The sequence below is a fragment of the Myxococcus guangdongensis genome, from assembly GCF_024198255.1.
GTDB classification, from domain to species: domain Bacteria; phylum Myxococcota; class Myxococcia; order Myxococcales; family Myxococcaceae; genus Myxococcus; species Myxococcus guangdongensis.
Map to the genome: position 1 here is coordinate 681,828 of NZ_JAJVKW010000001.1, position 23,456 is coordinate 705,283.

The window sequence follows — 23,456 nt, forward strand, 5'->3', positions numbered from 1 at the left end:
TGGGCGACGGCAGGCCTGCGCTGCTCGAGCCTTCTCGCGAGCAGGCCTCCAATGCCTATCGACCCCTGTGCGCCGACGGCGATGAAAGCGCGGGGGGCCGGTGTCCGCGTGTCGACTGGCGCTCACGGCGTCGCGGCACCGCACAGCCAGGTTCCTCGACTCCACAATGTATCGGTATCAAGGTCCGAGAGCGCGCGCCGCGGATGCGGGCGCCCCCGGGGTCAGCTCGCGCGCGCGTAGCGCCCCGGAGACTGGCCCACATGGCGGCTGAAGGCCGTGGTGAAGGTGCTCGCCGAGCTGTAACCCACGCGCTCGGCCACCTCGTGGATGCTGAGCTCCCGGCCGCGCAGCAGCCCCCGCGCGACGGCCATCCGCCAACCGAGCAGGTACTCCATGGGGGCCAGCCCCACGGTGTGTGAGAAGCGGTCGAAGAACGCCGAACGGGAGAGCGCCGCGCTCTTCGCCAGCTGCGCCACCGTCCACGGGCGAGACAGGTGACGGTGCATCTGCCGGATCGCCGGCGCGAGCCGCGCATCCGCCAGCCCACGGAGCAGCCCCGGCGGCGCGTCGTCCCCCGACGTCGAGCGCAGCGCCTCGATGAGCAACAGCTCCACCAGCCGCGTCAGCACCAGCTCCCGCCCCGAGCGCTGCTCGCCTGTCTCATCGCCGACGAGCCGCACCAGCAGGGAGAGCCGCTCGACGCCGCGCACGTGCACCACGGCCGGGAGCAAGGACACCATCAGGGCCGCGTCCGGCGAATCGAAGACGAAGTAACCGCCGAGCAGACGCACCTCCGGGCGGCCTCCCCGTCTGCCGTGGCGAACCTCGCCTCGTGGAGACGCGGCGACCTTGGGGTCCACGCGCTCGGGCATCACCGGCTCGAACCCGGAGATGGTGAAGCCCGGCGTCGCCGGCAGCAGGACGAAGTCGCCCTCCTCGAGCGTGATGGGCACCTGCCCGTCCACCGCGAGCCGACAGCGCCCCTCCAGCACGGCACAGAAGCTCGGCTGGCCGAAGTCCGAGTAGCGAACACCCCAGGCGCCAGCGCCGCTGATGCCTTTCGAGAAGACCGCCCTGGGCTGGAGCAGCGCGATGACTTCCGACAGCGGGTCGCTCATGCGCTGGACTCTAGCAAAAGAAATCCGGACGTCCTGTGGTGGAGCGTCCAGATGGCTGCGCGTACCTTGGGTTCATCGACGCCGCGAACCGCGGCAGGGAGTCGACATGACCGCAACGTACGAAGTCACGGGTGGCTGGACGCTGGAGGCTCGCTCATGAAGACGGTGCTCATCACGGGGTGCTCCTCCGGCTATGGACTCGAGACCGCGCGCCACTTCCACGCCCAGGGCTGGAACGTGGTCGCCACCATGCGGACGCCCCGTGCGGACCTCCTCCCGTCCTCGGAGCGGCTGCGGGTGATATCGCTCGACGTGACGAAGCCCGCGAGCATCGCCGCCGCGCTGGAGGCGAGCGGGCCCATCGACGTGCTCGTCAACAACGCGGGCATCGGGCTCATGGGGGCCTTCGAGGCCACGCCGATGGCCACGGTGCGCGAGGTGTTCGAGACGAACGTCTTCGGGGTCATGGCGATGACGCAGGCGGTGCTGCCCCTGCTCCGCGCGCGCGGGTCGGGCGTCATCGTGAACGTGACGTCCAGCGCGACGCTGGCGCCGATGCCGCTCGTGGCCGTCTACACCGCGAGCAAGGTCGCCATCGAGGGCTTCACGGAGTCGCTCCGGTTCGAGCTCGAGTCCTTCGGCCTGGAGGTGAAGCTCGTCGAGCCGGGGTACTGCCCGGGCACGCGCTTCACCCACAATGGAGGCCCCCGGATGGAAGGACTGTTCCCCCAGCCGTACGCGCCCTTCGCCCAGCACATCTTCGCGTCGCTCGGACAACCGACCGCCGTGACGCGCGAGTCGGACGTGGCGCAGGCCGTCTGGCGGGCCGCGAACGACACCTCGGGAGCGCTCCGCTTCCCCGCAGGCCCTGACGCGGTCGCGTTGGCCCTGGCCCGCTCTGCGTAGCCGGCCCGCGGGCACGGCCCCGCCCTGTTTCCATGAAGACAAACACGCGTCTCATGAGACGCGTGGCCGCGCTGTCGAGCCAGTGGCAGCAGCGGCGCCGCGCGAGGCTCCCGCTCGGAGTCAGGAACATCCCGGCGGGCCACGGACTCCACTCCGACCACGGGGTGATGGAGGAGGGCGTGCGCGGCCAGCGACAGGGCAGGCCCGTCGGGCGAGCACACGGAAGCCTTACTCGCCTCTCGAAATGACGGCTCCGCGGTGGCGTGATACCCTCCACCGCCGCGGCGCTGTCAGGTCGACCTGCTCCCCATCGCCAACCGTCACCGGGAGTCGGCCCGGTCCTGACGGGCTCCGCATGAGGGGGGACACAATGAACACACGTCGTGTCGAGAGATTCGAGGCGCGTTGCGCCCTGGTGGCGCTCTGCCTCCTGGGGCTGTCCTGCGTGAAGCGCCCCGTGGACTACGCCCGCGAGCATGCGCAGACGCTCGCTCCGGCGAAGCTGGAGTCCACGTCGAAGGCGACGGTGGGGGCCGTCCAGAAGCTCCGGGTGCGCGTCTACGCGGATTCGGACTACCGGGAGCAGGTGGTGCGCTGGCGCAGCAGCATCGTGTCCCAGCTGCAGCGCGCGAGCGCGGTGGTGCGGGGCCCCCTGGGCGTCGAGTTCGAGCTCGAGTCGACGCGCGAGTGGGCGCATCGCGGCGTCGAGGGGGAGTTGGAGGGCTCGCTGAGCGCGTTGGAGCTGGCGGACCCGGGCGAAGGCGTGGACCTGGTGGTGGGGCTCGTCTCCACGCTCAAGTTCTACACCGCCTCCCATCACGAGCTGGGCATGGCGCGGATGTTCGGACGCCACTTCGTGATTCGGGAGATGGGCAACCCCGATGAGGTCCGCGCCATCATGGAGGCGCTCGTGCACCTCCCCCAGGACGAGCAGCAGACGCTCTACCAGCAGCGCAAGCAGCACAAGGAGACGTCCGTCTTCCTCCACGAGTGGGCGCACACGCTGGGGGCGTTCCACGTGAACAACTCACACTGGATGATGTTCCCTCACTACGGGTCGAACCAGGGGGCCTTCTCGCCGCAGACGCTGTCCCTGCTCGCCACCAGCCTGCGACACGCCTCGAAGGCCCGCCACGACGAGGCGGCCGCGCTCGCCTGGGCGAACGAGCTGTGGGCGCTCTTGACCTCGACCCCCTGGCCGGAATGGGAGGGCCCCCAGAAGGAGGCCATCGTCGACTGGCTCGCGAAGGTCCGCGAGGGCACCGCGCCACTCCTCCAACAGCCCCCCAAGGCGAGCGCCCTGAGCGCCGATGACCGACGCCGGCTCGACACCATCCTCGCCCTGGAAAGAGAGGGGCGCGTCGAGGTCGCGGCGCAGCAGATGGAGTCCCTGGCGCCCTTCCATCCGGAGCACGCCCACATCCAATCACTGGCCTGCTACCTGGGCACCCGGGCCGCGCCCACGCTGCCCGCGACGCGGGCGCAGTGCACGGCCGCCGCGGAGAAGTTCTCCAAGGACCCCTCCGCCCTGCTCCAGCTCGCCGCCCTGGACGTCCAGCAAGGCCGGCACCTGGAGGCGCAGGGACACCTGGTGCGGGCTCGGCAGCGGATGGAGGCGGCCCCCGGGACATCATCGGAGGTCTGGGGAGACCTGGCGGCGCTCTTCAAGCAGACCTCCTCGCTCACCTGGACCGAGCAGGCCCTCCAGAAGACGGGCGACGGACAACGAACCCGGGCCGTGCGGACCTGGACCGTGCAGACCCGGAGGTGGATGGCCCTGCCGGTGGAGCCCGCCGCGAGCGGCGTCGCGGTGGAGCGGGAGGGCGAGCTCATCCGCGCGGCGAAGGACGTGGAGGCGGCCCTGGACAAGGGCCCCGCGGCGAAGGCGCAGACGCGACTGGCGTGGCTGAAGCGGGAGTTCCCACGCGCGGCCGTGCAGCACGTGCTCGACTGCGAGCTCCACCTGCGCTCCGGCAGGCTGGGGCCCGCGAAGACGGCGTGTCGGAAGGCGGTGGCCGCGTCCGACGAGGCGGTGCAGGCGCACTTCATCCTGGGCTGGATGGCCTCCACGTCCGGCACGCGCGCGGAGGCGCGAACCCACCTGGAGCGCGTGGTGACGCTGGAGCCCCTGCACACCGAGGCGTGGCGGCTGCTGGCGGAGCAGTACCGCGCCGCCGGCATGCAGGAGGAATTGAAGACGCTCCAGGGCCGCTATCGCGAGCAGTTCGCCCAGGAGCTGCGCTGAGCGGCACGCCGTTCTGACAGACACGGGGTCCCCTCTTGCTCCCGAGCCCCCGACGGTGCTTCGGTTGAAGGGCCGCACCCAGAGGGGGAGCCCCCATGAATCGAGTGTCACGACGTCTGACTGGCGCCGTCCGTGGATTGTCTCTGCTGTGTCTTTGCCTGACAGGACTGGGAGGCACGGCGCTGGCCGCACGGCCCCTCGCGAAGCAGGCGCGGCTGGCCGAGGGCGGCTCGCGTCAGGGCTGGGTCCTGGCCGGACGCAATCACAGCCTGGCCCTCCGGCCGGATGGCACGGTGTGGGCCTGGGGAGACAACACCCACGGCCAGCTGGGCCACGGCGCCCCTTGGGACAGCCCGCGTCCCGTCCGCGTGTGGAAGCTGTCGAGCATCGGCGCGCTGGGCGTGGGTGAGAACCACTCGCTGGCGCTGAAGGCGGACGGGACGGTGTGGACCTGGGGCCAGAACAACCAGGGACAGCTGGGGGACGGGAGCGTGACGACACGCCCGGTGCCTCTCGTGGTGCCGGAGCTGACGAACGTCGTGGCCATCGCGGCCGGCTTCTCCCACTCACTGGCGCTGAAGGCGGATGGGACGGTGTGGGCCTGGGGCCTCAACGCCGCGGGCCAGCTGGGTGATGGGACGAACACGCGACGGCTCGTCCCCGTCCAGGTCCAGGGCCTGTCGGGCGTGGTGGCCATCGCCGCGGGCAACGTGCACTCGCTGGCGCTCACGGCCGATGGCCGGCTGGGCAATGGCGCGGAGGCCATGAGCCTCGTGCCGGTGGCCTGGAGTGCTCCCACGGGAAGTCCCGTCGTCTCCATCTCCGCCGGCACGGACCACTCCGTCGCCACGCGCGCGGACGGCTCCGTGCTGAGCTGGGGCAGCTCCGCCCTGGGCCAGCTGTGTCAGGGCGGCTCGGCCCATCGGGCGCCACCGGCGCCCATCTGGTAGGCGGCGCCTGTCACGCAGTGCCCTCGTGACGACACGGGAGAGCGCCTCCACCCGCCTCGTGCACGAGGGCACGCGCCGACGTCAGCCGGGCCTCGGCGCGCTCCTGCGTCGAAGGCCCAGCCCCAACACCAGCAACATCAACAGCGCGCTCCCGGGACCACCGGACTGCCCGCAGCCGCAGCCCTCGCCGTCGTCCGAGCTGCCTGGGGACTTCGCCGGCAGCACCTCCAGCGTCACCGGCGCCGCGTCGACTCCGCCGAAGCGCGCGTCACCGCTGTAGGCCGCGCTCAGGGTGTACGTGCCCGGAGCGAGCTTCGACAGCGAGAGCGTCGCCTCGCGCGACTTCACCGTGACGACCTCCAGCACCTGGGTGCCGCTGTAGAAGGTCACCGTCCCCGAGGGCTCGCCCTGCCCGCCCACCACGCGCGCGGTGAGTGACACCGCGTCCCCCGCATGCATGGGGTTGGCCGAGGCCCCGAGCTGGAGCGAGGCCTGCTGGAAGTCGGCGGCGCGCGCGATGTCCAGGGTGTAGCTCCGGCTCGCCGAGCAGCGCCCTCCATCCGTCGCCGTCAGCGTGAAGGCGAAGGCACCGGGTTGGGTGGGCATGCCCACGAGGACGCCGTCACGAAGCTCGAGTCCGCGCGGCAGCTTTCCCGCGATGGCGAAGGTGGACACCCCCGTCCCGCCCTCGTGCACGAACGGCGTCTGGGAATAGGCCTGCCCCGTGGTGCCCGCCGCCAGGGTCGTGGGCCCCAACGACATCGCCGGACACGCCACGGACAGCGTGAGCTCGCGTGACGCCGTACAGCCATTGCCGTCCGTCGCCGTCACCGTGAACGAATACTCACCCCCCTCCTCGGGAGTGCCGGAGAGGACCCCGCCCTCCAGGCGGAAGCCTCGAGGCAGCGCGCTCGACACCGACGTCGTGACAGTGCCCAGGGCGCCCAGCACGGAGAGCTCCACCGGCGCGAAGAGCGCGCCTCGCGCCAGCCCCGGCAGCGCCACGTCCTCGAGCGACACGGCGCCCGCAGGACACGCCGACGAGGAGCCCCCCTCCATCCGGTTGTCGCCGAAGGACAGCACGGTGCCGGTGCCGACGAGCCGCGTGGTCGCGAGCCCATTCGCATCCACCGCCGTCTTCGACAGGCGCACCAGCGTCTGGCTCCCCGTCCCCACGGAGGCCGCGTGCAGCCCCACGCCATTGTGCGTGAGCCGGGCCCGCTCCACGTTGAGCCGCGCCGTCCCGCCCTGCTCCGTGCGCGCCCAGATGCCGGCCTCGGTATTGCCGGACGCCGTGAGCGCGTTCACCGTCGCCACCGCCCCCGCGCCGAGCCACAGCCCTCGTCGGTTGCCCGTCAGCGCGCTGTGCGAGACGAAGGCCGACGCGACGCCGGACGCCGAGCCCACCCGGACCCCGGCTTCACCGTTCCCCGTCACCACGACATCCTCCAGGAACAGCTGTCCTCCCGCCGCGGGCGTGAAGCGCACGCCGTCCAGTTGGAAGCCCTGAATCTGGGTGTGCTCGACCTGCAGCGCCTTGCCGCTGGTGAACACGATGCCCGTGGTCCCCGGCGTCGTCCCGCTGCCCGACAGGGAGAGGCGGCGCAGCACCACCACGTCCTGGGAGCCGGCGCTGACGTGGATGCCCGAGCCGCCCAGCGCGAGCACCTTGCCGCCCACGCCGCCGTCAATCGTGATGGACTTGGTGAGCGTCACCGGACCGAAGTTGCCAGGGTCCAGCACGTCGATGGCGCCGCCCGCGGCCGTCTTGCTGACCGCCCCCGCGAAGGTCTTGCACGGCGCGGTGCGGGAACAGGGGTTCGCGTCATCCCCCGTGCCGGACACCCAGGTGCGGGTCGCCTGGGCCAGCGCGGGGGAGGCGGCGCAGAGCGCGGCCAGGAGGAGGCAACGAAAGAAAGCCACCATCGCGCGGCTCAGTTCTGGGGGAGCGTGGAGGTGGGAGCGCCATCCGAGCCGTTGCCCGCGGCGACCCGGTTGTTGCCGAAGGAGACGACCGTCCCCTCCATCCCCAGGCCCGTGTTGTGGCCCACCAGCGAATCGGAGAGACGCACCAGGGCCGGGGCCTCCGCCTTGATGCCGGAGCCGTTCTGCGCCACCACGGACCGCTCCAGCACCACCTGCGCCCCACCCACCGCCAGGAGGCCCTGCGCCGAGTGGTGCACCAGCGTCGTGTCGCTCACCGTGACCTTCGCGTTGTTCAGCGCGTGCAGGCCGATGACACCGGAGGAGAGCTGGCTGTTCACGATGACCGCCGAGCCGCTCTCCAGCAGGATGCTGCCCGCCAGCTCCGCCGGGGTCGCGGGCGTCTTCGCCGACGCGCCCTGGACGGACACGTCCCTCACCACGAGCTGCACGGCGCCCGCGCCCGGCAGGACGTGGATGCCCGAGCCGGTGAACCCCAGAATCGCGCCCCCCTCCACCTGCACCCTGGCCGCCGCCACGATGCGGATGCCATCCAGTCCCGTGCCGCCCCCATGGAGGGTGAGGTTGCGCAGCACGACGGTGGCGCCCGGCGCGTTCACCACGACGCCATTCGTCGCCGAGAACAGGATGCCGCCCGCGTTGAGCCCGCCGTCAATCGTGATGGCCTTGCTGATGTTCACCGTGCCGAAGCCGCCCGGGTCCAGCACGTCGATGGCGCCCCCGGCGGCCGTCTTGGAGATGGCCCCCGCGAAGGTCTTGCACGCCGCGGTGCGCGAACAGGGATTCACGTCATCCCCCACGCCCGACACCCAGGTGCGCGTCGCCTGGGCCCAGGCGGAGGACCCCAGCAGCAGGCACACCAGCGCGGGGAGCGAGAACAGACCGGACACACGACGACGAACAGAGCCAGGACGGGACATGGTGACTGCCTGAACGCCCCCGCCGGATTTGCTTCGCCCGAAAGGCGTCCTCGCTACCTCGGCGCCTCGGTGGGTGACTCGCCGAAGGTCCGCCCCGTCTGGTCCCCCAACCAGAACCCGCGGTACTCGAGACCGAACTGGACGCCGCCCGAGTCGAGGAACACCGCGACCTTCCTGCCCTCGGTGTCACGGGCCTCGAAGTCGGCGTAGTGGCTCTCGAGCCCCGCGCCCGCCTTCACCCGCTGCGACCTCGCGCCGCTGAGCGGCACCTCCAGCCTGCCGTCCACCTCGGTGACGACGGGCCCGTTCGCGTCGAAGAACACATACAGCGGACCGCTGAAGCCCTTGGGCACGATGAAGTGCACGGGCTTCGCGGTGCGCGCGGCCCACCAGGAGGCGGTGAGGTCATCGAACACCACGGCGAACAGCCCCACTCCGCCCACCAGCACCAACACCAACCCCAGCCCGACCGACGCGGCCATCGACAGGTTGAAGAGCTTCTTGATGAGCAGGGCGGCGCCCATCCCGACAGCGCCCCCCACGACCACCAGGAACAACATGCCCAGCATCACGCCGAAGGCCATCCCACTGTCCGGACCGTTCACGTCGCACGACTCCTCGCCCCCTCGGGCTGCAATGGGCGCGAGGTTATACGGAATCCGTGACACCTGGGATGACACGCCCCGGCAGGCGCTGCGTCGGTGGTGACTATCCAAGAGCCTCTGTCTTTGGGTTGAATGGCCGGATGGCCCCAGGCGCACCCCATCCGCCGTCCGACTCCCGGAGGCGGGGCGTCGCGAAGAACCTGCTCCTCGTCATCGCCTGTCTGCTCGTGGGCGGCGCGGCGGCCGTCGTCGTGTCGCGCCAGGACCCGCCGCCCCCGGATGACCTCCCCATCCCCGCGGTGGCCGTGCCGAAAATCGAAGCGAAGGCCGAGGTGAAGACCTCGGCCCGCGTCACGCCGCCGCTCACCGGCCCCAAGCGCGACCCTCGCATCCCCCAGCGGATGCCACCGGGCCCCGAGATGCGGCGCTCCACCCAGGACGTCTGGTGCGAGGGCCTGTCGGTGGAGCGCTGCGATGACTTCCCCCAGGACTGTGAGCTCGCGACCTATTGCGACGGCGTGAGGTTCTGCAGGACCCAGCCCCTGTATCCCAACGAGGCGAAGTGCGCGGAGGAGGGCATCTACGGCGCCAGCGTGGCGTGCTGCCCTGGCCTCGTGCCGCGCTGCGGGACCCCGGAGCACTACGTCGGCCCCAAGTGCAACCCCATCCAGGGAACCACCGAGGAGCCGGCCTGCGTGCGCTGCGGTGATGGCGTGTGCGGGAGGTTCGAACAAGTCTGCAACTGCCCAGAGGACTGCGCCCGATGACCTTCGTCCCCGTGCAACGGCTCGCGCCCGTGACGCTCCTCGTGCTCCTGCTCGGAGGCTCCGCCGACGCGCGCCCCAAGTACCTGTCCCGGGCCCGCGTCACGGAGGACACGCCGGTGATGCAGGCCGCGCTCGACGGGGATGTGGCGCGGATGAAGGACCTGCTCGACCACAAGTCCGCGGTCAACATCACGGGCGACAGCTTGAATGGCTATTCCTCCATGACGCCGCTGATGGTGTCGGGCGAGAAGGATGACGTCACCGTCCTCCGGATGCTGCTGAAGGCGGGGGCGGACCCGCGGCTGCGAGTCCCCCGACACAACAACAGCGCCTGGCCTCCCTTCGGCTGGTCCGCGCGGTGCTTCGCGCGCTCCACGGGCGCGGCTCGCGCGGAGAAGCTGCTGGTGAAGGCGGGCTCGCCCGGTGACGAGGCGTGCCTGCTGGAAGCGGACTTCCTGGCGGCGGTGAGCAAGAAGAAGGTTCAGAAGGCCCAACAACTGGGCCAACGCGCGAAGGGGCGCATCCAGCAGCGCGTGCTCGCGGACGCACTGGACCTCGCCGCCGAGCAGAAGAACGTGCCCATGGTTCGCGCCGTCGAGGCGGCGGGGCTGTCCCCCCGGGGCGGCATCCACCTCAACATGGCCGTCCCCGCCGGCACCGACGTGTCGATGCGCCCCGGCTCGCGCATCACCATCAGCCCCCTGCCCGCCGTGGAGGTGGCGTTCCGCGAGGACAACGAGAAGGCCCTGCTCGCCCTGGTGAAGAAGGGCGCGGAGCCGCCGCCGCTCTCCCAGCTCGTCGAGAAGCGGATGCGCCTGGTGGTCAAGCACCTGCTGAAGAAGGGGGCCAACCCCAATGAGAAGCAGCCGCTGGGAGACACGGCCCTCGTCAAGGCCGTGCAAGCGCGGGATTGGGACCTCACCGAGGCGCTGCTCGCGGCCGGCGCGGACGTCAACCTCACGGGGGCCAGTTCGTCGACGCCCCTGCTGACGTCGATGCAGGGGACGGAGCCCGTGGACACGGCGCTCGTGCGGCGGCTCGTGGAGGCGGGGGCGGACATCGACAAGAGCGACAGCACCCGGACGCCCTTGAAGCACGCGGCGGGCGTCTGCCTGCCGGACATCGTCTCCCTGCTCCTCCAGCGAGGGGCACGGTGGAGCCTGCCCCCGAGCGGCGGCACGGGGCTCTACGAAGAAGCGCTGCGGCCTCGCGCCCCCTGCACCGAGGAGGACACCCTCCGCGTCGTCCAGGCCCTGCGCGCAGGCGGCGTCCTCATCCACGCGCAGGAGCTGATGGACCCGGGGCACTTCCACGAGCGCGCGCGGCAGTCCTCCTCGTTGGGCGCCGAGCTCTTCGCCGCGGGGCTGGTGCCCGAGCGCAAGCGGCCGAAGTCCCGCTACCCGGAGGGCAGCCCCCTGCGGGAGATGGAGAACCTCGGGAGGGCCGTGCGGACCACAACGCCTCTCATCGAATGGGAACTCTACAATCCCTGGCTCTGGGGAACGTGAGGCCGGTGTGCGATTGACGCTCCCTGGCAATGGGCGACATAGAGTCGCGCATGCCGACCAACCCGAATAAACTCATCTCGCTGCTTATCCTGGCGGTGGCCTGCGTGTCCGCGCAGGCGCTCGCCGCGACGCTGGGCTCCGCGTCCTCCACCGCCTTCACCTTCCCCAACGGGACGTTCGAGGTCCCCGCGCTCGCGGCGTCGCCGGGCTATCAGTACGCCCCCGCGGGTTCGGGCTGGACGTTCGTCAACGGCGCGGGCCTCACGCGCAACGGCACGGCCTTCACGTCGGGCAACCCGAGCGCGCCGCAGGGCGCCCAGGTGATGTTGTTGCAGGGCGTGGCCTCGGCCTCGCGGACCCTCGACGTCCCCGCGGGCTACTACGTCTTCAGCTTCGCGACCGCGCAGCGCGGCAACGTCCCCGGAACGCAGCAGCGGGTGGAGCTGCGAATCGACGGGGCCACGGTGCTGGGCGTCACGCCCTCGGGCAGCGCCTACCAACGCCTCACCACGGGCCCGGTGCTGCTGGGCTCGGGGGCGCACACCGTGGAGCTGCACGGCACCAATCCCCTGGGCACCGACAACACCGCCTTCGTGGACGACCTCACGGCGACGCGCGTGCGGGACATCGGCATCAGCGGCTTCGAGTCCCCCGCCCTGCCCGCCTCGCCCGGCTACGCGTACACCCCCACGGGCGGCCCGTGGTCCTTCAACCCGGGCGCGGGACTGGGCCGCAACGGCAGCGCCTTCACCGTCGCCAATCCCAACGCACCCGAAGGCGTCCAGGTCCTCTTCCTCCAGGGCCCCTCCTCCGCGTCGACCTCCGTCAGCATCCCCATCGCGGGCCACTATCGCTTCCGCGTCAGGGCCGCGGCGCGCGCCAACAGCCCCACCCTGCCCCCCGCGAAGCACCTCCGCGTCAGCGTGGCCGGCACGGAGGTCGGCGAGTTCCGCCTCACGGGCACGCAGTACGTCGAGCAGATCTCCCTGCCCATCTACCTGGCCGCGGGGACCAGCGTGGTGAGCCTCGCGGGCGTGGACACGGCGGGAGGAGACCACACGGCGCTGGTGGATGACCTGCGGATGGAGCTCGTCCACGACTGGAGGGACCCGCAGGTCTGGGGCGGCGCGGTGCCCGGACCGAACGACATCGCCACCGTGGGGGCCGGCAGCGCCGTGTGCCTCCGGGGCGCCATCAGCACGACGGCCATCAGCGTGGGCGGGGAGCTGCTCGGCGTCCAGAACCAGGGCTTCGACGTCACCACGCGCTACGTGATGGTGATGGGCACCGGCGCCAGGCTCGAGGTGGGGCAGGAGCTGACGCCCTTCCCGAACGCGGGCGTGTTCACGCTCGTCGGCGCGCCGGACGGCTCCGACGTCATGGGCATGGGCAACAAGTTCCTGGGCGCCATGAACTCCGGCGTCATCCGGCTCCACGGCGAGGAGCGCGTGAGCTGGTCCCAGCTCGGCGCGAACGCGGCCGCGGGGAGCACCTCCCTCCTCCTCAAGGAGGCGGTGGACTGGCGCGTGGGAGACGCCGTGGTCGTGGTCTCCAGCCACCTGAATCCGAACGAGGCGGAGAAGCGGACCCTCATCGGTCTGTCGGAGGGGAACACCCGGGTGGCGCTGTCGAGCCCGCTCACCTTCGCGCATTCCGGCGCGGTGAAGACCCATGCCCAGGGCTCGCGCACGTGGACGGCGGACCTGCGCGCGCAGGTGGGCCTGCTCACCCACAACCTCAAGATCCAGGGTGACGGAGCCTCCTCGTCCACGAGCCACGGGGGCCATGTCATGGTCATGACCGACGCGGCCGCGTACATCAGCGGCGTCGAGCTGTACAACATGGGCCAGAAGAAGCTGCTCGGCCGCTATCCGTTCCACTGGCACATGCTCGGAGCGGCGGGCGCGGGGCAGTACTTCAAGAACTCCAGCATCCACCAGTCCTACAACCGGGCCATCACCATCCACGGCACGGAGAGCACGCGGGTGGAGAACAACTTCTTCTACGACCACGTCGGACACGGCGTGTTCCTGGAGGACGGCAGCGAGCGCTTCAACGTCATCAAGAAGAACGTGACGCTGCTCACCCGGCGCCCCGCGCCCGGCGACCAGTTGACGCCCTCCGACAACGAGCTCATCCAGCTCCAGAACCGCACGCCGGCCAGCTATTGGATCACCAACCCGCAGAACACGTTCGAGGACAACGTCGCCGCGGGGACCGAGGGCACGGGGTTCTGGTTCGCCTTCCCCAAGAAGCCCATGGGGCAGTCCGCGACCGATGGGCGCTTCAGCAACCTGGAGCCCTGGCGGCTGCCGATGATTTCCTTCAAGGGCAACAGCGCGCACAGCACCGGGTCCGGGTTCGACATCTTCGACGGGCTGTCCGCCGCCCACTCCATCCAACCGAACCTCGGCTGGGATGACCCGGCGCTCCACCTCATCGAGGACAGCACCTGGTACGCGAACGAGCTGGGCATCTACACCGGCATCGGCGTGGGCGGCCCGTCCGACAACCTGGTCTTCCGCAACAACCTCTTCATCGACAACCACACCGCGGCGATGATGGCCAGCTACAGCATCATCGACCAGAGCCTGTTCGTGGCGAACTCGGGCGAGTCGCTCTACACCGGAGCGCAGCACGCCTACCGGGTCTACGACGGCGCGGGACAGGTCCGGGACTCGCACTTCGTCGGTTGGAACGCGGCCAACGCCAACCTCCTCATCAACACCGGCGCCGCCGTCAAGCACCCCAACCACCTGTTCACCGGGAACACGGTGTCGCCGGCGGGGACGCCGCGCATCAGCCTGGCCAACTACGACTTGCCGCCCAAGGCGAACACCGACGCCAACGACAACGAGCACCCGCGCTTCTGGTCCATCGTGCTGCGCGACGTCACGGGCGGCCTCAGCGGCAAGCCGAACACCACCCTCATCTCCAGCCATCCCTTCCTGCGGGTGGGTGACGAGTTCCGTCCCGCGAACTGGGAGAACGCGTACCGCAGCGACCACCGCTTCGTCCTGTCGCGGCTGACCTACGCGGTGCCCTTCGAGCAGACGCCCGATGTCACCGTCACCCGGGAGAAGCCGGGGACGCCCACCGCGTCCGTCTATTACATCCACGGCTATCGGGAGTGGCACCAGCTCCCGTTCCTGGTGAACGAGGGCTTCGAGTACACGTATGCCTATGCGTCCCTGCCCTCCGTGAGGACGGTGGCGATGAACCTGGAGGACGCGAGCGTGGGCGACCACTACGTCGCCCGGTTCAAGGACTTCGGGAGGCTGGGAGGCCTGAGCCTCGCGTCGTCGCAAGGGGGCTTCACCTCGCGCACCTCGCTGGCCAACCTGCGGGCCTCGGCCACCTCGGGGTACTTCGTGCAGCCGGGCGGAGACCTGTACATCAAGGCGGTGGCCACCGGGAGGGCGCAGAACTTCGTCATCAACTGGAGCACAGACTTCGCGGTGCCGCCGCTCGACACGGACGGGGACCAGATGACGGACCTTGCCGAAATCGTCGCGGGTCGCCACCCGTTCGACGCGGGGGACCTGGGCGCGGAGTTCAACGCGGCGGGGGACCTCGAGGGCTGGAGCACGTCCGCGAGCATCGCGGGGCTCGCCGTCACCGGGGGCGTGCTGACCGGGACGTCCTCGGGCAACGGTGACGCGCAGGTGGTGAACGCGGCCCATGACTTCCGCGCGAATCGCGTGGCGAAGCTCCAGGTGCGGATGCGCGCGTCACAGGCCACCACGCTCGAGCTCTTCTTCGCCACGGCCACCCTGCCCGGCTTCTCCGGCACGCGCTCGACGAGCACAACCTACACCGGCAACGGCGCCTACCAGACGCTCACCTTCGAGGTGGCGGGCCATGTCGACTGGGCTGGCACCATCACGGACTTGCGCCTGGACCCGGTGAGCGGCGTGGGAATCCAGTTCGACATCGACTGGATTCGCGCCGTACCCGCTCCCGCCGTCACGCGGGACTGAGCCGGATGGAGTGGCCCGGGACGACTTTCTTCGTTCCGCGCCACGAAATCGGACGTGGGGTGCGCCCCGGGAAGGGCCTTGTCGCGCACGGGAAGACGCCGCCGTGCGACGAGAAGTCCCGGGATGCACCGCCGGCCACCCCGCTTTGGCGTGGACCGACAGCGTGGCCGCCAGGAGGCTCTCTCCGGCTGATTCTCGCGGGGTGTCTGGCCATGTCGCGCGTCACGCATGCGCGGTGGGAACGGTGTCATCAATCCAGTCGTCGCCCTCGGTGGGAGCGGGCATGATGAACGAACGCCCCGCCCGGCTCGTCGCGGAGGTGCTCCGCATGTGAGCGGGGCACGCTCCTGGCTCGCGTGTGGCGGCGGGTCGAGGAGACACGACACATGACGACGGAGCGTGGGATGGACCCGGGGGTGGTGGAGCGGCTCGCGCGCGAGGAGTCGTTCGCGAACGAGACCTTCGTGGGGCTCGACCTCCAGGGCGTGGTGCTCGCCGACAAGGAGTTCTATCGGTGCACGTTCGAGAACTGCCATCTCCAGGAGAGCCGGTGGAAGGGCGCGCGGCTGGAGGACTGCGTCGTCCGTGGCAGCAACCTCACGCGGGCGCAGCTGTCCTCCACCGCGCTCCGGGACGTGCGCTTCGAGGGCTCGAAGCTGATGGGCATCGACTGGAGCAACCTCGCGTCGAACCCCGAGCTGCGCTTCGTGGAGTGTGGCCTGTCGTATTGCTCGTTCGTCGGGCTGAGTCTGCGGAAGACCGAAGTCCTGCGCTGCATGGCGCGGGAGTCGAACTTCTATGATTTGGACCTGACGGACTCGGACTTCACGGGCACGGACTTGAGTGGCAGCAACTTCCGGGGCTGCATGCTCACGCGCGTGGACTTCCGGGACACGGTGGGCACGTTCCTCGACCCGCAGCACAACAAGCTCAAGGACGTGAGGGTTCCGGTGGAGACGGCGGTCGCGCTCGCCCGGAACCTGGGCATGTTGGTGGCGGGCTTCCACGACGAGGCCCCGAAGCGCGCGCCGAGGAAGGGCCGGTAGGGGCAGGCCCCCGCCGCGACGGTTCTTGCTGGGGTTGGCGAATACGGGCGGAGAGAGGATGCTCTCGGGAATGACCGGGATTCAGATTGGCATCTTCTCCAGCGTCTTCGGAGTCGGCCTCGGGTTCGCGAGCCTCATCGGTTACGTCCGCTGGAAGCGCTGGAACCAGCAACTCCAGACCTGGGAGGGCTTCGCAAAGACTCGCGGCTGGTCCTTCATGGCGAGGTCCGGGTTCATGTACTCCGCGGGGACGATGGAGATGAAGGGTCGCTACGCCGGGCGGTCCATCACGGTGGAGACCGAGCATCGGGGCTTTGGGAGGTATTTCCACATCGTCACCATCGTCCGGCACGGGCTGGGCAACGGCTTTCCGCGCGAGGTGGCCATCCGGCCCGAGACGCTGGACGATACGGTCCTCAGGCTGTTCGGCACGAAGGACGAGGACATTGGAGATGCCAGCCTTGATAACGCGTTGGACCTGAGGAACGTCACGCCCAAGGCCCGCGCCATCCTCCTCAGCCCGGGGATGCGACAGCCCTTGCTGGACCTGGCCCGTGCCTTCGAGACCTTCTCCATCGAGAACGGCGTCCTGACGGTGACAGTGGTCGCCGTTCCGCGCACCCCCCTCGAGATGTATGAACTGCTCAAGCCCGTGCGCGAGCTGGTCGACGCCGCGCGGGACACGCTCGGCGATACCGGCTGACGGGCAGGGAACACCGGGCTGGTGGGACAGCGCGGGCACGGGGCGAGCGGGAGCCCCCCGCCCCGCGGACTCACGGGAAGGCGTAGCCCAGCAGTTGCTCGGTGATCTGCCCCTCGCAGTTGGACGCGGGGGAGATGAAGTGGTCCTGCCCCGTCCCGATGCGGCAGCGGTAGAGCGGCACGGAGCCCGCCACCTGGCTGGTGTGGATGTAGCCCACCGGTCCCAGCGAACGCAGGCCCTCGCAGCCCACCTCCCCGCTGATGAGGTTGTGGTTGCCCACCTGGCACTCGTAGAGCAGGCGGGTGCCCGCCACGGGGTCTCGCCACAGGCGCCATGACGCCTCCACGGTGAAGCCCGGCGGAAGCAGCCGCGACGACGCCCAGTGTCCCCGGGACGGGTGGTTGCCCCGGCGCAGCCGCGTGTACGGCAGCGTCTCGAAGCCGCAGGACAGCTGTGGCGGGTTCAAGTCATTGCGGTTGGCCAGGGCCCAGGTGGCCCACGCGGGCTTCGCGGAGCCGTCGAGGCGCATCAGCCCGAGCGCCAATCCGCCCTCTCCGGCGTTGTCCTGCATGCGGTGGTAGATGTAGCTCTCGATGCCGGGCGTCCCCAGCACGTTGCGGAAGGTGTCGCACACGGCCGTCGCCTGCGCGGCCTCCGACGACGGCGAGGCGGAGCTGATGCCGCTCTCCGTGAGCTGGACCTCCCAGGCATGGGGGCGGTTGGGGAACGTCTGGCGCAGCCACCCCAGCAGCACGCCCAGGTTGCCGTACGTCACGCGGGGATAGTCGAGCGGGGAGAACTCCGGCCGGCGCAGGTCGGGGGCGTATGGGTGGTACGCCACGCGCCAGGAGCGCGACCCCACGCGCGCCGCGAAGCCGGTCAGGAAGGTCACCCCGGACAAGAGCGGGCTGGAGGCGGCGGGCGCGTCGAACTCCGGCCCGAAGTGGTGCTCCAGCGAGATGAGCACCTTCGCGGACGGCTGCCACGTCATGACCTGGTCATAGGCCGCGTTGTAGTTGGCGGCGTAGGTGTCCAGCCACGCGGCGGTATCGCAGGCCCCGGCGCCCTGCCCGCAGCCGATGTCGAACCAGTCGTTGGCGTTGACCTCGTTGTGGATGACGAAGTCCGCGATGCGGCCGTTGCCGTTCAGGCCGTCGTAGCGCCGGGCCAGCATGCCCGCGAAGCGGCCGTAGTCCGCCGCGTTGTTGGGCGCGCAGAAGATGTCGAAGCCCGGCGCCGCGGGCGTACAGGTGCGCCCCACCCGGGCCCAGGCAGGCACGCCGTACACCACCGCCGTCACCACCACGCCTCGCGCGGACCACTCGCGGATGGCGGCGTCCACCGGGGCGGGCACCTGGAAACAGTGGGCGTTGTACTCCACCTCACCCGCCGCGCAGGGAGGGGCCTTCAGCGAGGGCTCCCACTGGGCCCACACCAGGTTCATGGCCACGCCGCCGGTGTTGTTGCCGGCGAGTTCGTCGTAGCTCGGCCAGAAGTCGGGCTGGATGCCCTTGATGCGGTAGCCGCTCCGCGTGGGATAGGGCAGGTCCGCCGCCGCCACGGACGGCAGCCCCACCACCACGGCCAGCGCGAGCGCACACAGCCCGCCGCTCCATCGATTCAATGCCAGATGCATGTCGGACGCTCCGTGAATGACGAGGCCCGGGAGGGAACCGCTCCCTCACCACCGGCCCGCCACCCATGGATATACATCCAACCCCATCCGGCCCGATGAACGCACACATTCTCAGGCACGACATCCCCCCAGGCCCGGGACGAGCTGCCTTGGCTGGAATGTTACACGGCGCCTCCCCGGGCCAACCTCGCACATGACGGATGACGAACGCGCGCGGGACCCAGGAGATGTCTGGGTTTGAGGGTGGCGAAGCACGAGCGTCAGCAGGGAGCGGGCCCAGGGCCGTGAGGGTGGCCGATTCCCACGAAGGTCCGGAAGAAGCGCTCGGGGTCCATGGCCACCGAGATGAACGTCCGGGTTCCTTGTGCCAGCTCGGAGCCCCACTCCCCACGCTCGCGCACCACGTCCACCTCTGCCCAGGTGACGATTCCCGGGTCGATGGCCGCGCATGCGGCAAGCGGGTCGTGCAGGAGCTTGCCTTCGGGCCGGTGCGCCAGGTAGCGCTCCATGGCCTCGAAGATGAGCGCCAGCCCGGGCGTCGCGGAGGCGTGGGGCCTCATGCGCTCGTGGAAGGCGCCGTCGTAGGCCAGTCCATGGGTGACGTTCTTGGACACCAGCTCGCGGCGCCCCACCCGGTCCGAGGACAGGGCCAGCAGCGCGCCCTTGGGGTCTCCGTTGAAGTTGAAGGTCGGGCAGGTGCGCAGGCCCGCGAACTTGGGCAGCCGATGCTCCGGAGGCACCACGTTGTCGCCCGCGAAGCCGCCCTGCGCCACCCACCGGTGCAGGTGGACGTCCGGGTGGTGCTCCAGGAGCAGCCGCAGGTTCTGGAGCGGCGCGCCCGTCAACAGCGTCGCCTGGGGAAACCGTCTGAGCGTGCGTGCCAGCACCTCGTGCGCCAGGGCATCCGGCGCGGCGGGAGGCAGGGGGCCCAGCCACTTCGTGTGGAAGGAGGAGAGGCTCTCCTTCTCCGACGCCGGATTGCGCGCGCCCACCGGCACGTCACTCCGGCCAGCACGCGCGAGCAGGTGTCTCACCATTCCCACCTGGGCGAGCGTGCCCGGCGTCACGGTCACCGCCCTCAGGGTGACGGCGGGGTGCGTGGCCAACAGGCAGAGGGTGAGCGCGTCGTCGGGGTCGCTCGTCTCCATGTCGAAAAGGATGTCCAAGGCCATGAGTGACTCCGGGGGGTGTGGCCTCCTCGTCAAATCACGTCAGTGACGGGAGGTGGGGACGACGGATGAGAGGTTCACCCGTGCGTCCCGCCTGACGCCCTGCGTGACGAAGTCCTGAACGGCTCGGGCAAGATTCGCGGCGAGCAGCCCCAACAGGGCCCGACGGAGGGCTGCTCATGGGCCTGGGCGAGCAGGTCCTCTCGCTCCACCCGGTTGCGATGTTCAGGGACGCCATCGTCGCCATCCGATTGGCAGTGGGGTCCCCGCATGCAGCCCCGCAGACAGCGGGGCCCGCCTGGGTTCCCTGGCGCATACCACCAGAATGCCACAGCCCGACTGTCTGATGTCTGCCGTTCGGGCCGACTCGTTTGTGTTCATCGATTTCGTCTCTTAGGCATGGCGTGCCGGATTTGTCTGAAGGTCTGGCGGCGCCCGCGGGCGTCCTCACGTCCAAAGAAAGGCATGACCATGAAGAAGCTCATCCTGGGAATGTTCCTGGCAACGCTGCCGCTCGTCGGCTGCGGCACCGAGGAGGCGAACCTCCCGGAGACCGGGCAGGTGATGACCACCGAGGATGGCCGCGAGCTGGTCATCGAGCAGCGGTCGGCCGAGCCGGGAGAGGAGGCTCCGGACGTCGATGCCGCGAACGTGAGCGTGGCCGAGGACAGTCTCGCCTGTTGGGTGGTGCTCAATTATTGCCGGCACCCGGATACGGGACGGCCTCATTGCACCGCCACCGGCTGCACGGTCGCCGAGGCCATCAAGCATTGTCAGGCGCTCATCAAGAAGACCTGCTGAGCCTTCACCGCGGGCCACGCGCAGGACCTCTCGGCCTCGGCCGGGAGGTCCGGGCGTCCCCTTCACGTACGCCAAGACCCGCCACCTGCCTCCACACCTCACGCAGGCGAACACGTCGAAGTCGAACATCCTCCTGAGCCCTGGAGTGCAGGGACAGCCTCCGGGGACTCAGGGGCGTCCCGCGCGCTCCAGGAGCGGCTCGAGCACCGCGGCCAGGTCTCCCATCACGTTGATGTTCCCCGTGACGTAGCGACGTGTCTCGGGGAGGTAGAGCATGAAGCTCTGGTAGCCCGCGGTGGTGCCCAGGTGGCCAAGGGCGATGACGCCCCGGGACTCGAGCCGCATCACGCCGAGCCCGTAGCCCACCAGCCGTGACTCGGGCTCGGGCGCGAACTGGAACGCGAGCATGGACTCCAGCGTCTGCTCGCGCTCGAAGAGGGCCCCCGTGCGCAGCTTCTTCCAGAAGGTGAGGAGGTCGGAGACGGTGGTCTCCAGCGCATGGCCACCGGAGGCGCCGGCCATGGACGGGTCGACGACGGTCAGGTCGGCCATCTCCTCCTCGATGGGGACATAACCACGTGCACAGGGCGCGGGGCAGGACAGGTCTCCCGGCTCGGGCAGGCGGGTGTGCGTGAGGCCCGCGCGCTCGATGACGCGCTCACGGACCACCTCACGCCAGCCGCGCCCCTCCACGGCGGAGAGGATTTCGCCGAGGAGCACGTAGTTGGTGTTCGAGTAGCCATACTGGGAGCCGGGAGGAAATCCCGAAGGCTGTGCGCCGGAGAGACCGAGAATCTCCTCGAGCGACCAGACGTGCTCCGGGTCCATGACGATGGCCATGTTCGTCTCGTCAGTGACCCACTCCGGGATGCCCGAGCGGTGCGCGAGCAGCATGGCCACGGTGATGGAGGACGCGTTCGCGATGCGCTCCGTCACGCTCGCGGGCAGCTGCTCCGTCAACGTGTCCCCCAGGGTGAGCCTGCCCTGTTCGACGGACTGGAGCACTGCGGTGGCGACGAAGGTCTTCATGATGCTGCCCGCGCGGAAGCGGTGCTGCGCGGACATGGGCTGGTGGCCGGGGACATCACTGACACCGGCGGCGCCCAACCAAGTCGAGCCTTCGTCGGAGGCGACGGCCAACGAGATGCCAGGCGTCAGCCCCTGGGCGACGGAGTCCTCCATGAGGACCTGGAGGTCGGCGTGCAGCGTCGAGGGCTCCTCGTCGTCATTGCAAGCCGTGACGGCGCTGGTCAGCGAGAAGAGCAGGAAGAAGGAGAGCGAAGAGAACCGTGGCCGCGAACAGGCCCCGTGGTGCGCCAGTGAGGCACCACGGGGGACGTCCGTACTCCGGGAGTGGATGTTCATGCACAAGGAACACCGCGCCCCACCGACAGTGTCACCCCTCACGTGTAACCGGACTCGCCACAGTCCGAACACACCGTGTGTCCCGGAAGGTGACAACACAGCGGGTCCGCGCTTCGCATCCCGAGTGCACATGCAATGGCATACCGGGTGCTTGGTGCCGCGAGCCCCGCGCCCGCGCGGGACTTTCCCCCGAGGCTCCCCCATGAAACGGTTTGCCACTCCGCTGCTCCGGCTGTGCACGCTCGTGTTCGCGCTGACGCTCGCGCTCCCCGGTATCTCACAAGCCGCGCTGGTGTCGTTCTGCTCGGACACACTCGGCCAGCCCGGTTCGAATGTCATCTCCTACAAGGGAACGTACTCGGGTGGGCTGGCCAGCGGTCTCTACAAAATCACCGTGTCACAGTCCGGTACCTTCACCCTGCTGAACCTCCTGGGCACGTGGGATGGGTACATCGTCGGCGCGTACCAGAACATCACCGGCCCGGGGAGCATCGGCCTCAGTGGAATCATCCCCTCGGGCACCCCGCCCGGACTGACGGCCACCGTGACGTACTCCATCCACAACACCCTGGGCCAGTTGGTGGACCAGAGCTCGACCCGGGTCATCGCCGGCGGACAGAGCCCCGGCTGGACCTGGGCCTGGACGGCGCCGTGGGGCCAGGGCGGCGTCGAGACCTATGCGAAGCATTATGTCGGTGACTTCGATGGCGACGGCGCCGAGGACATCCTCGGCGTGGCCACCAATGGCTGGATGACGATGTTCCACTTCCGCAATGGCACCTGGCAGTGGGGCTGGAGCAACAACGGATCTCCCAGCGCCGGCGGCGGCATCTACGACTATCGCAACAACCTGGTCATCGGCGACTTCGACGGGGACGGCAAGGACGAGGCGCTGGGCGTCACCTCCTGGGTGACGCTGTTCCACTTCGACAACGGCACCTGGAACTGGGGCTGGAGCAACTACGGCAGCACGTCCGACCAGCTCCACGCCCACTCCACCGGCGGCGGCTACCTGCTCTCCGGCAACTTCGACCTGGCGGCTCCCGCCCAGAAGGATGAGCTCGTCGGCGTGAGCGCGAGCGGGTGGATCACCCTCTTCCGCCTCAACGCGGCGGGCACCGGCTGGGATTGGCTGTGGAGCACCCACGGCAACACGGCGCATGGCCTGTACGGCTACCGCCACAACCTGCGCAACGGCGGCGACACCAACGGTGACGGCAAGGAGGAGCTGCTGGGGCTCTCCAGCTGGGCGACGAACTTCTCCTACGTGAACGGCGACTTCGCCTGGGGCTGGAGCACCTACGGCGCCAACCACATCGGCGGCTTCGGGTACCCGCTGGGCGCCAGTGACGCGCTGCTGACGGGCAACATCGACGCGGATGCCAAGGACGAGTGGTTCTTCATCCAGAGCGGCCCGTCCGCCTCCTGGGCCGCCACCGAGGACTGGACCGGCGGCAACTTCGGCTGGAACTGGTCCAACCACAACACCAGCCCCGTGGCGGACTTCATCGGTGACTGGCCGCTCGCGAACTACGGCGGGAGTGATGCCAGCTACCTGCTGGTCCGTGCCGTCGCCGGACAGCCCAAGTACCTGGTCGCGCGCCGCACCCTCTGCGGCCAGCCGAACATGAAGATGTACCGGGTGTCGAACCTGGCGGCCAACTACTGAGCCTGACGCGGGGCTCCAAGGCCTCCTCCGCGTCATGGAGGAGGCCGGCGTCGCGCGAGCGCCGGTGAGGGGAATTCCGGGCGAGTTCCGTTCCAGGCCAAGGGACGAGCCCATTCCGGGCGCC

The 23,456-nt window shown here is 69.8% G+C and carries 17 protein-coding genes; 10 read left to right on the forward strand and 7 right to left on the reverse strand.

Going from position 1 to position 23,456, the window contains the following annotated elements; genetic code table 11:
* Positions 1–221: 221 nt before the first annotated feature.
* On the reverse strand, positions 222–1,118 hold the full coding sequence (locus LXT21_RS02800) for an AraC family transcriptional regulator (protein WP_254036520.1): 897 nt from the start codon (positions 1,116–1,118) through the stop codon (positions 222–224).
* Positions 1,119–1,274: 156 nt separating this feature from the next.
* Between LXT21_RS02800 and LXT21_RS02805 the strand changes: the two genes are divergently transcribed.
* From LXT21_RS02805 to LXT21_RS02815, 3 genes are all read left to right on the forward strand, one after another.
* Positions 1,275–2,024, forward strand: a complete 750-nt coding sequence (locus LXT21_RS02805) for an SDR family oxidoreductase (protein ID WP_254036521.1) — start codon at positions 1,275–1,277, stop codon at positions 2,022–2,024.
* Positions 2,025–2,394: 370 nt separating this feature from the next.
* Positions 2,395–4,269 carry a tetratricopeptide repeat protein gene (locus LXT21_RS02810; RefSeq protein WP_254036522.1) on the forward strand — a complete coding sequence of 625 codons (1,875 nt, stop codon included), beginning with the start codon at positions 2,395–2,397 and terminating at the stop codon, positions 4,267–4,269.
* 95 nt (positions 4,270–4,364) lie between these two features.
* Complete coding sequence (locus tag LXT21_RS02815; RefSeq protein ID WP_254036523.1) at positions 4,365–5,219, forward strand: RCC1 domain-containing protein; 855 nt, start codon at positions 4,365–4,367, stop codon at positions 5,217–5,219.
* Positions 5,220–5,300: 81 nt separating this feature from the next.
* Here the strand turns inward: LXT21_RS02815 and LXT21_RS02820 are convergent, their stop codons facing one another.
* Genes LXT21_RS02820 through LXT21_RS02830 form a run of 3 tightly spaced genes read right to left on the reverse strand, consistent with a single transcriptional unit; the run spans position 5,301 to position 8,688 of the window.
* On the reverse strand, positions 5,301–7,145 hold the full coding sequence (locus tag LXT21_RS02820) for an Ig-like domain repeat protein (protein ID WP_254036524.1): 1,845 nt from the start codon (positions 7,143–7,145) through the stop codon (positions 5,301–5,303).
* A gap of 8 nt (positions 7,146–7,153) precedes the next feature.
* Positions 7,154–8,083, reverse strand: a complete 930-nt coding sequence (locus LXT21_RS02825) for a right-handed parallel beta-helix repeat-containing protein (protein WP_254036525.1) — start codon at positions 8,081–8,083, stop codon at positions 7,154–7,156.
* Positions 8,084–8,136: 53 nt separating this feature from the next.
* Positions 8,137–8,688: a hypothetical protein gene (locus LXT21_RS02830; RefSeq protein WP_254036526.1), complete on the reverse strand. Its 552-nt coding sequence runs from the start codon at positions 8,686–8,688 to the stop codon at positions 8,137–8,139.
* A 140-nt stretch (positions 8,689–8,828) separates the two neighbouring features.
* Here LXT21_RS02830 and LXT21_RS02835 point away from each other — a divergent pair, with 140 nt between their 5' ends.
* The 5 genes from LXT21_RS02835 (at position 8,829) to LXT21_RS02855 (ending at position 16,692) form a co-directional block, all read left to right on the forward strand.
* Entirely contained in the window at positions 8,829–9,455 is a 627-nt protein-coding gene (locus LXT21_RS02835; protein WP_254036527.1) for a hypothetical protein, read from the forward strand.
* Complete coding sequence (locus LXT21_RS02840; protein WP_254036528.1) at positions 9,452–10,963, forward strand: ankyrin repeat domain-containing protein; 1,512 nt, start codon at positions 9,452–9,454, stop codon at positions 10,961–10,963. Before LXT21_RS02835 ends, LXT21_RS02840 begins: the two co-directional genes overlap by 4 nt.
* Positions 10,964–11,013: 50 nt before the next feature.
* On the forward strand, positions 11,014–14,943 hold the full coding sequence (locus LXT21_RS02845; protein ID WP_254036529.1) for a G8 domain-containing protein: 3,930 nt from the start codon (positions 11,014–11,016) through the stop codon (positions 14,941–14,943).
* A 386-nt stretch (positions 14,944–15,329) separates the two neighbouring features.
* Positions 15,330–15,989 carry a pentapeptide repeat-containing protein gene (locus tag LXT21_RS02850; RefSeq protein WP_254036530.1) on the forward strand — a complete coding sequence of 220 codons (660 nt, stop codon included), beginning with the start codon at positions 15,330–15,332 and terminating at the stop codon, positions 15,987–15,989.
* Between the two features lie 58 nt (positions 15,990–16,047).
* Positions 16,048–16,692 carry a hypothetical protein gene (locus LXT21_RS02855; protein ID WP_254036531.1) on the forward strand — a complete coding sequence of 215 codons (645 nt, stop codon included), beginning with the start codon at positions 16,048–16,050 and terminating at the stop codon, positions 16,690–16,692.
* Between the two features lie 70 nt (positions 16,693–16,762).
* Here the strand turns inward: LXT21_RS02855 and LXT21_RS02860 are convergent, their stop codons facing one another.
* Positions 16,763–18,328 (reverse strand): DUF5722 domain-containing protein, encoded by a 1,566-nt coding sequence (locus LXT21_RS02860; RefSeq protein WP_254036532.1) that lies wholly within the window; start codon positions 18,326–18,328, stop codon positions 16,763–16,765.
* Positions 18,329–18,588: 260 nt separating this feature from the next.
* Positions 18,589–19,500 (reverse strand): nucleoside hydrolase, encoded by a 912-nt coding sequence (locus LXT21_RS02865; protein ID WP_254036533.1) that lies wholly within the window; start codon positions 19,498–19,500, stop codon positions 18,589–18,591.
* 468 nt (positions 19,501–19,968) lie between these two features.
* Between LXT21_RS02865 and LXT21_RS02870 the strand changes: the two genes are divergently transcribed.
* On the forward strand, positions 19,969–20,298 hold the full coding sequence (locus tag LXT21_RS02870) for a hypothetical protein (protein WP_254036534.1): 330 nt from the start codon (positions 19,969–19,971) through the stop codon (positions 20,296–20,298).
* 168 nt (positions 20,299–20,466) lie between these two features.
* Here the strand turns inward: LXT21_RS02870 and LXT21_RS02875 are convergent, their stop codons facing one another.
* On the reverse strand, positions 20,467–21,663 hold the full coding sequence (locus LXT21_RS02875) for a serine hydrolase domain-containing protein (protein ID WP_254036535.1): 1,197 nt from the start codon (positions 21,661–21,663) through the stop codon (positions 20,467–20,469).
* A 202-nt stretch (positions 21,664–21,865) separates the two neighbouring features.
* On the opposite strand from LXT21_RS02875, the gene LXT21_RS02880 reads away from it, so the two are divergent.
* Entirely contained in the window at positions 21,866–23,332 is a 1,467-nt protein-coding gene (locus tag LXT21_RS02880) for an FG-GAP repeat domain-containing protein (protein ID WP_254036536.1), read from the forward strand.
* Positions 23,333–23,456: the final 124 nt, after the last annotated feature.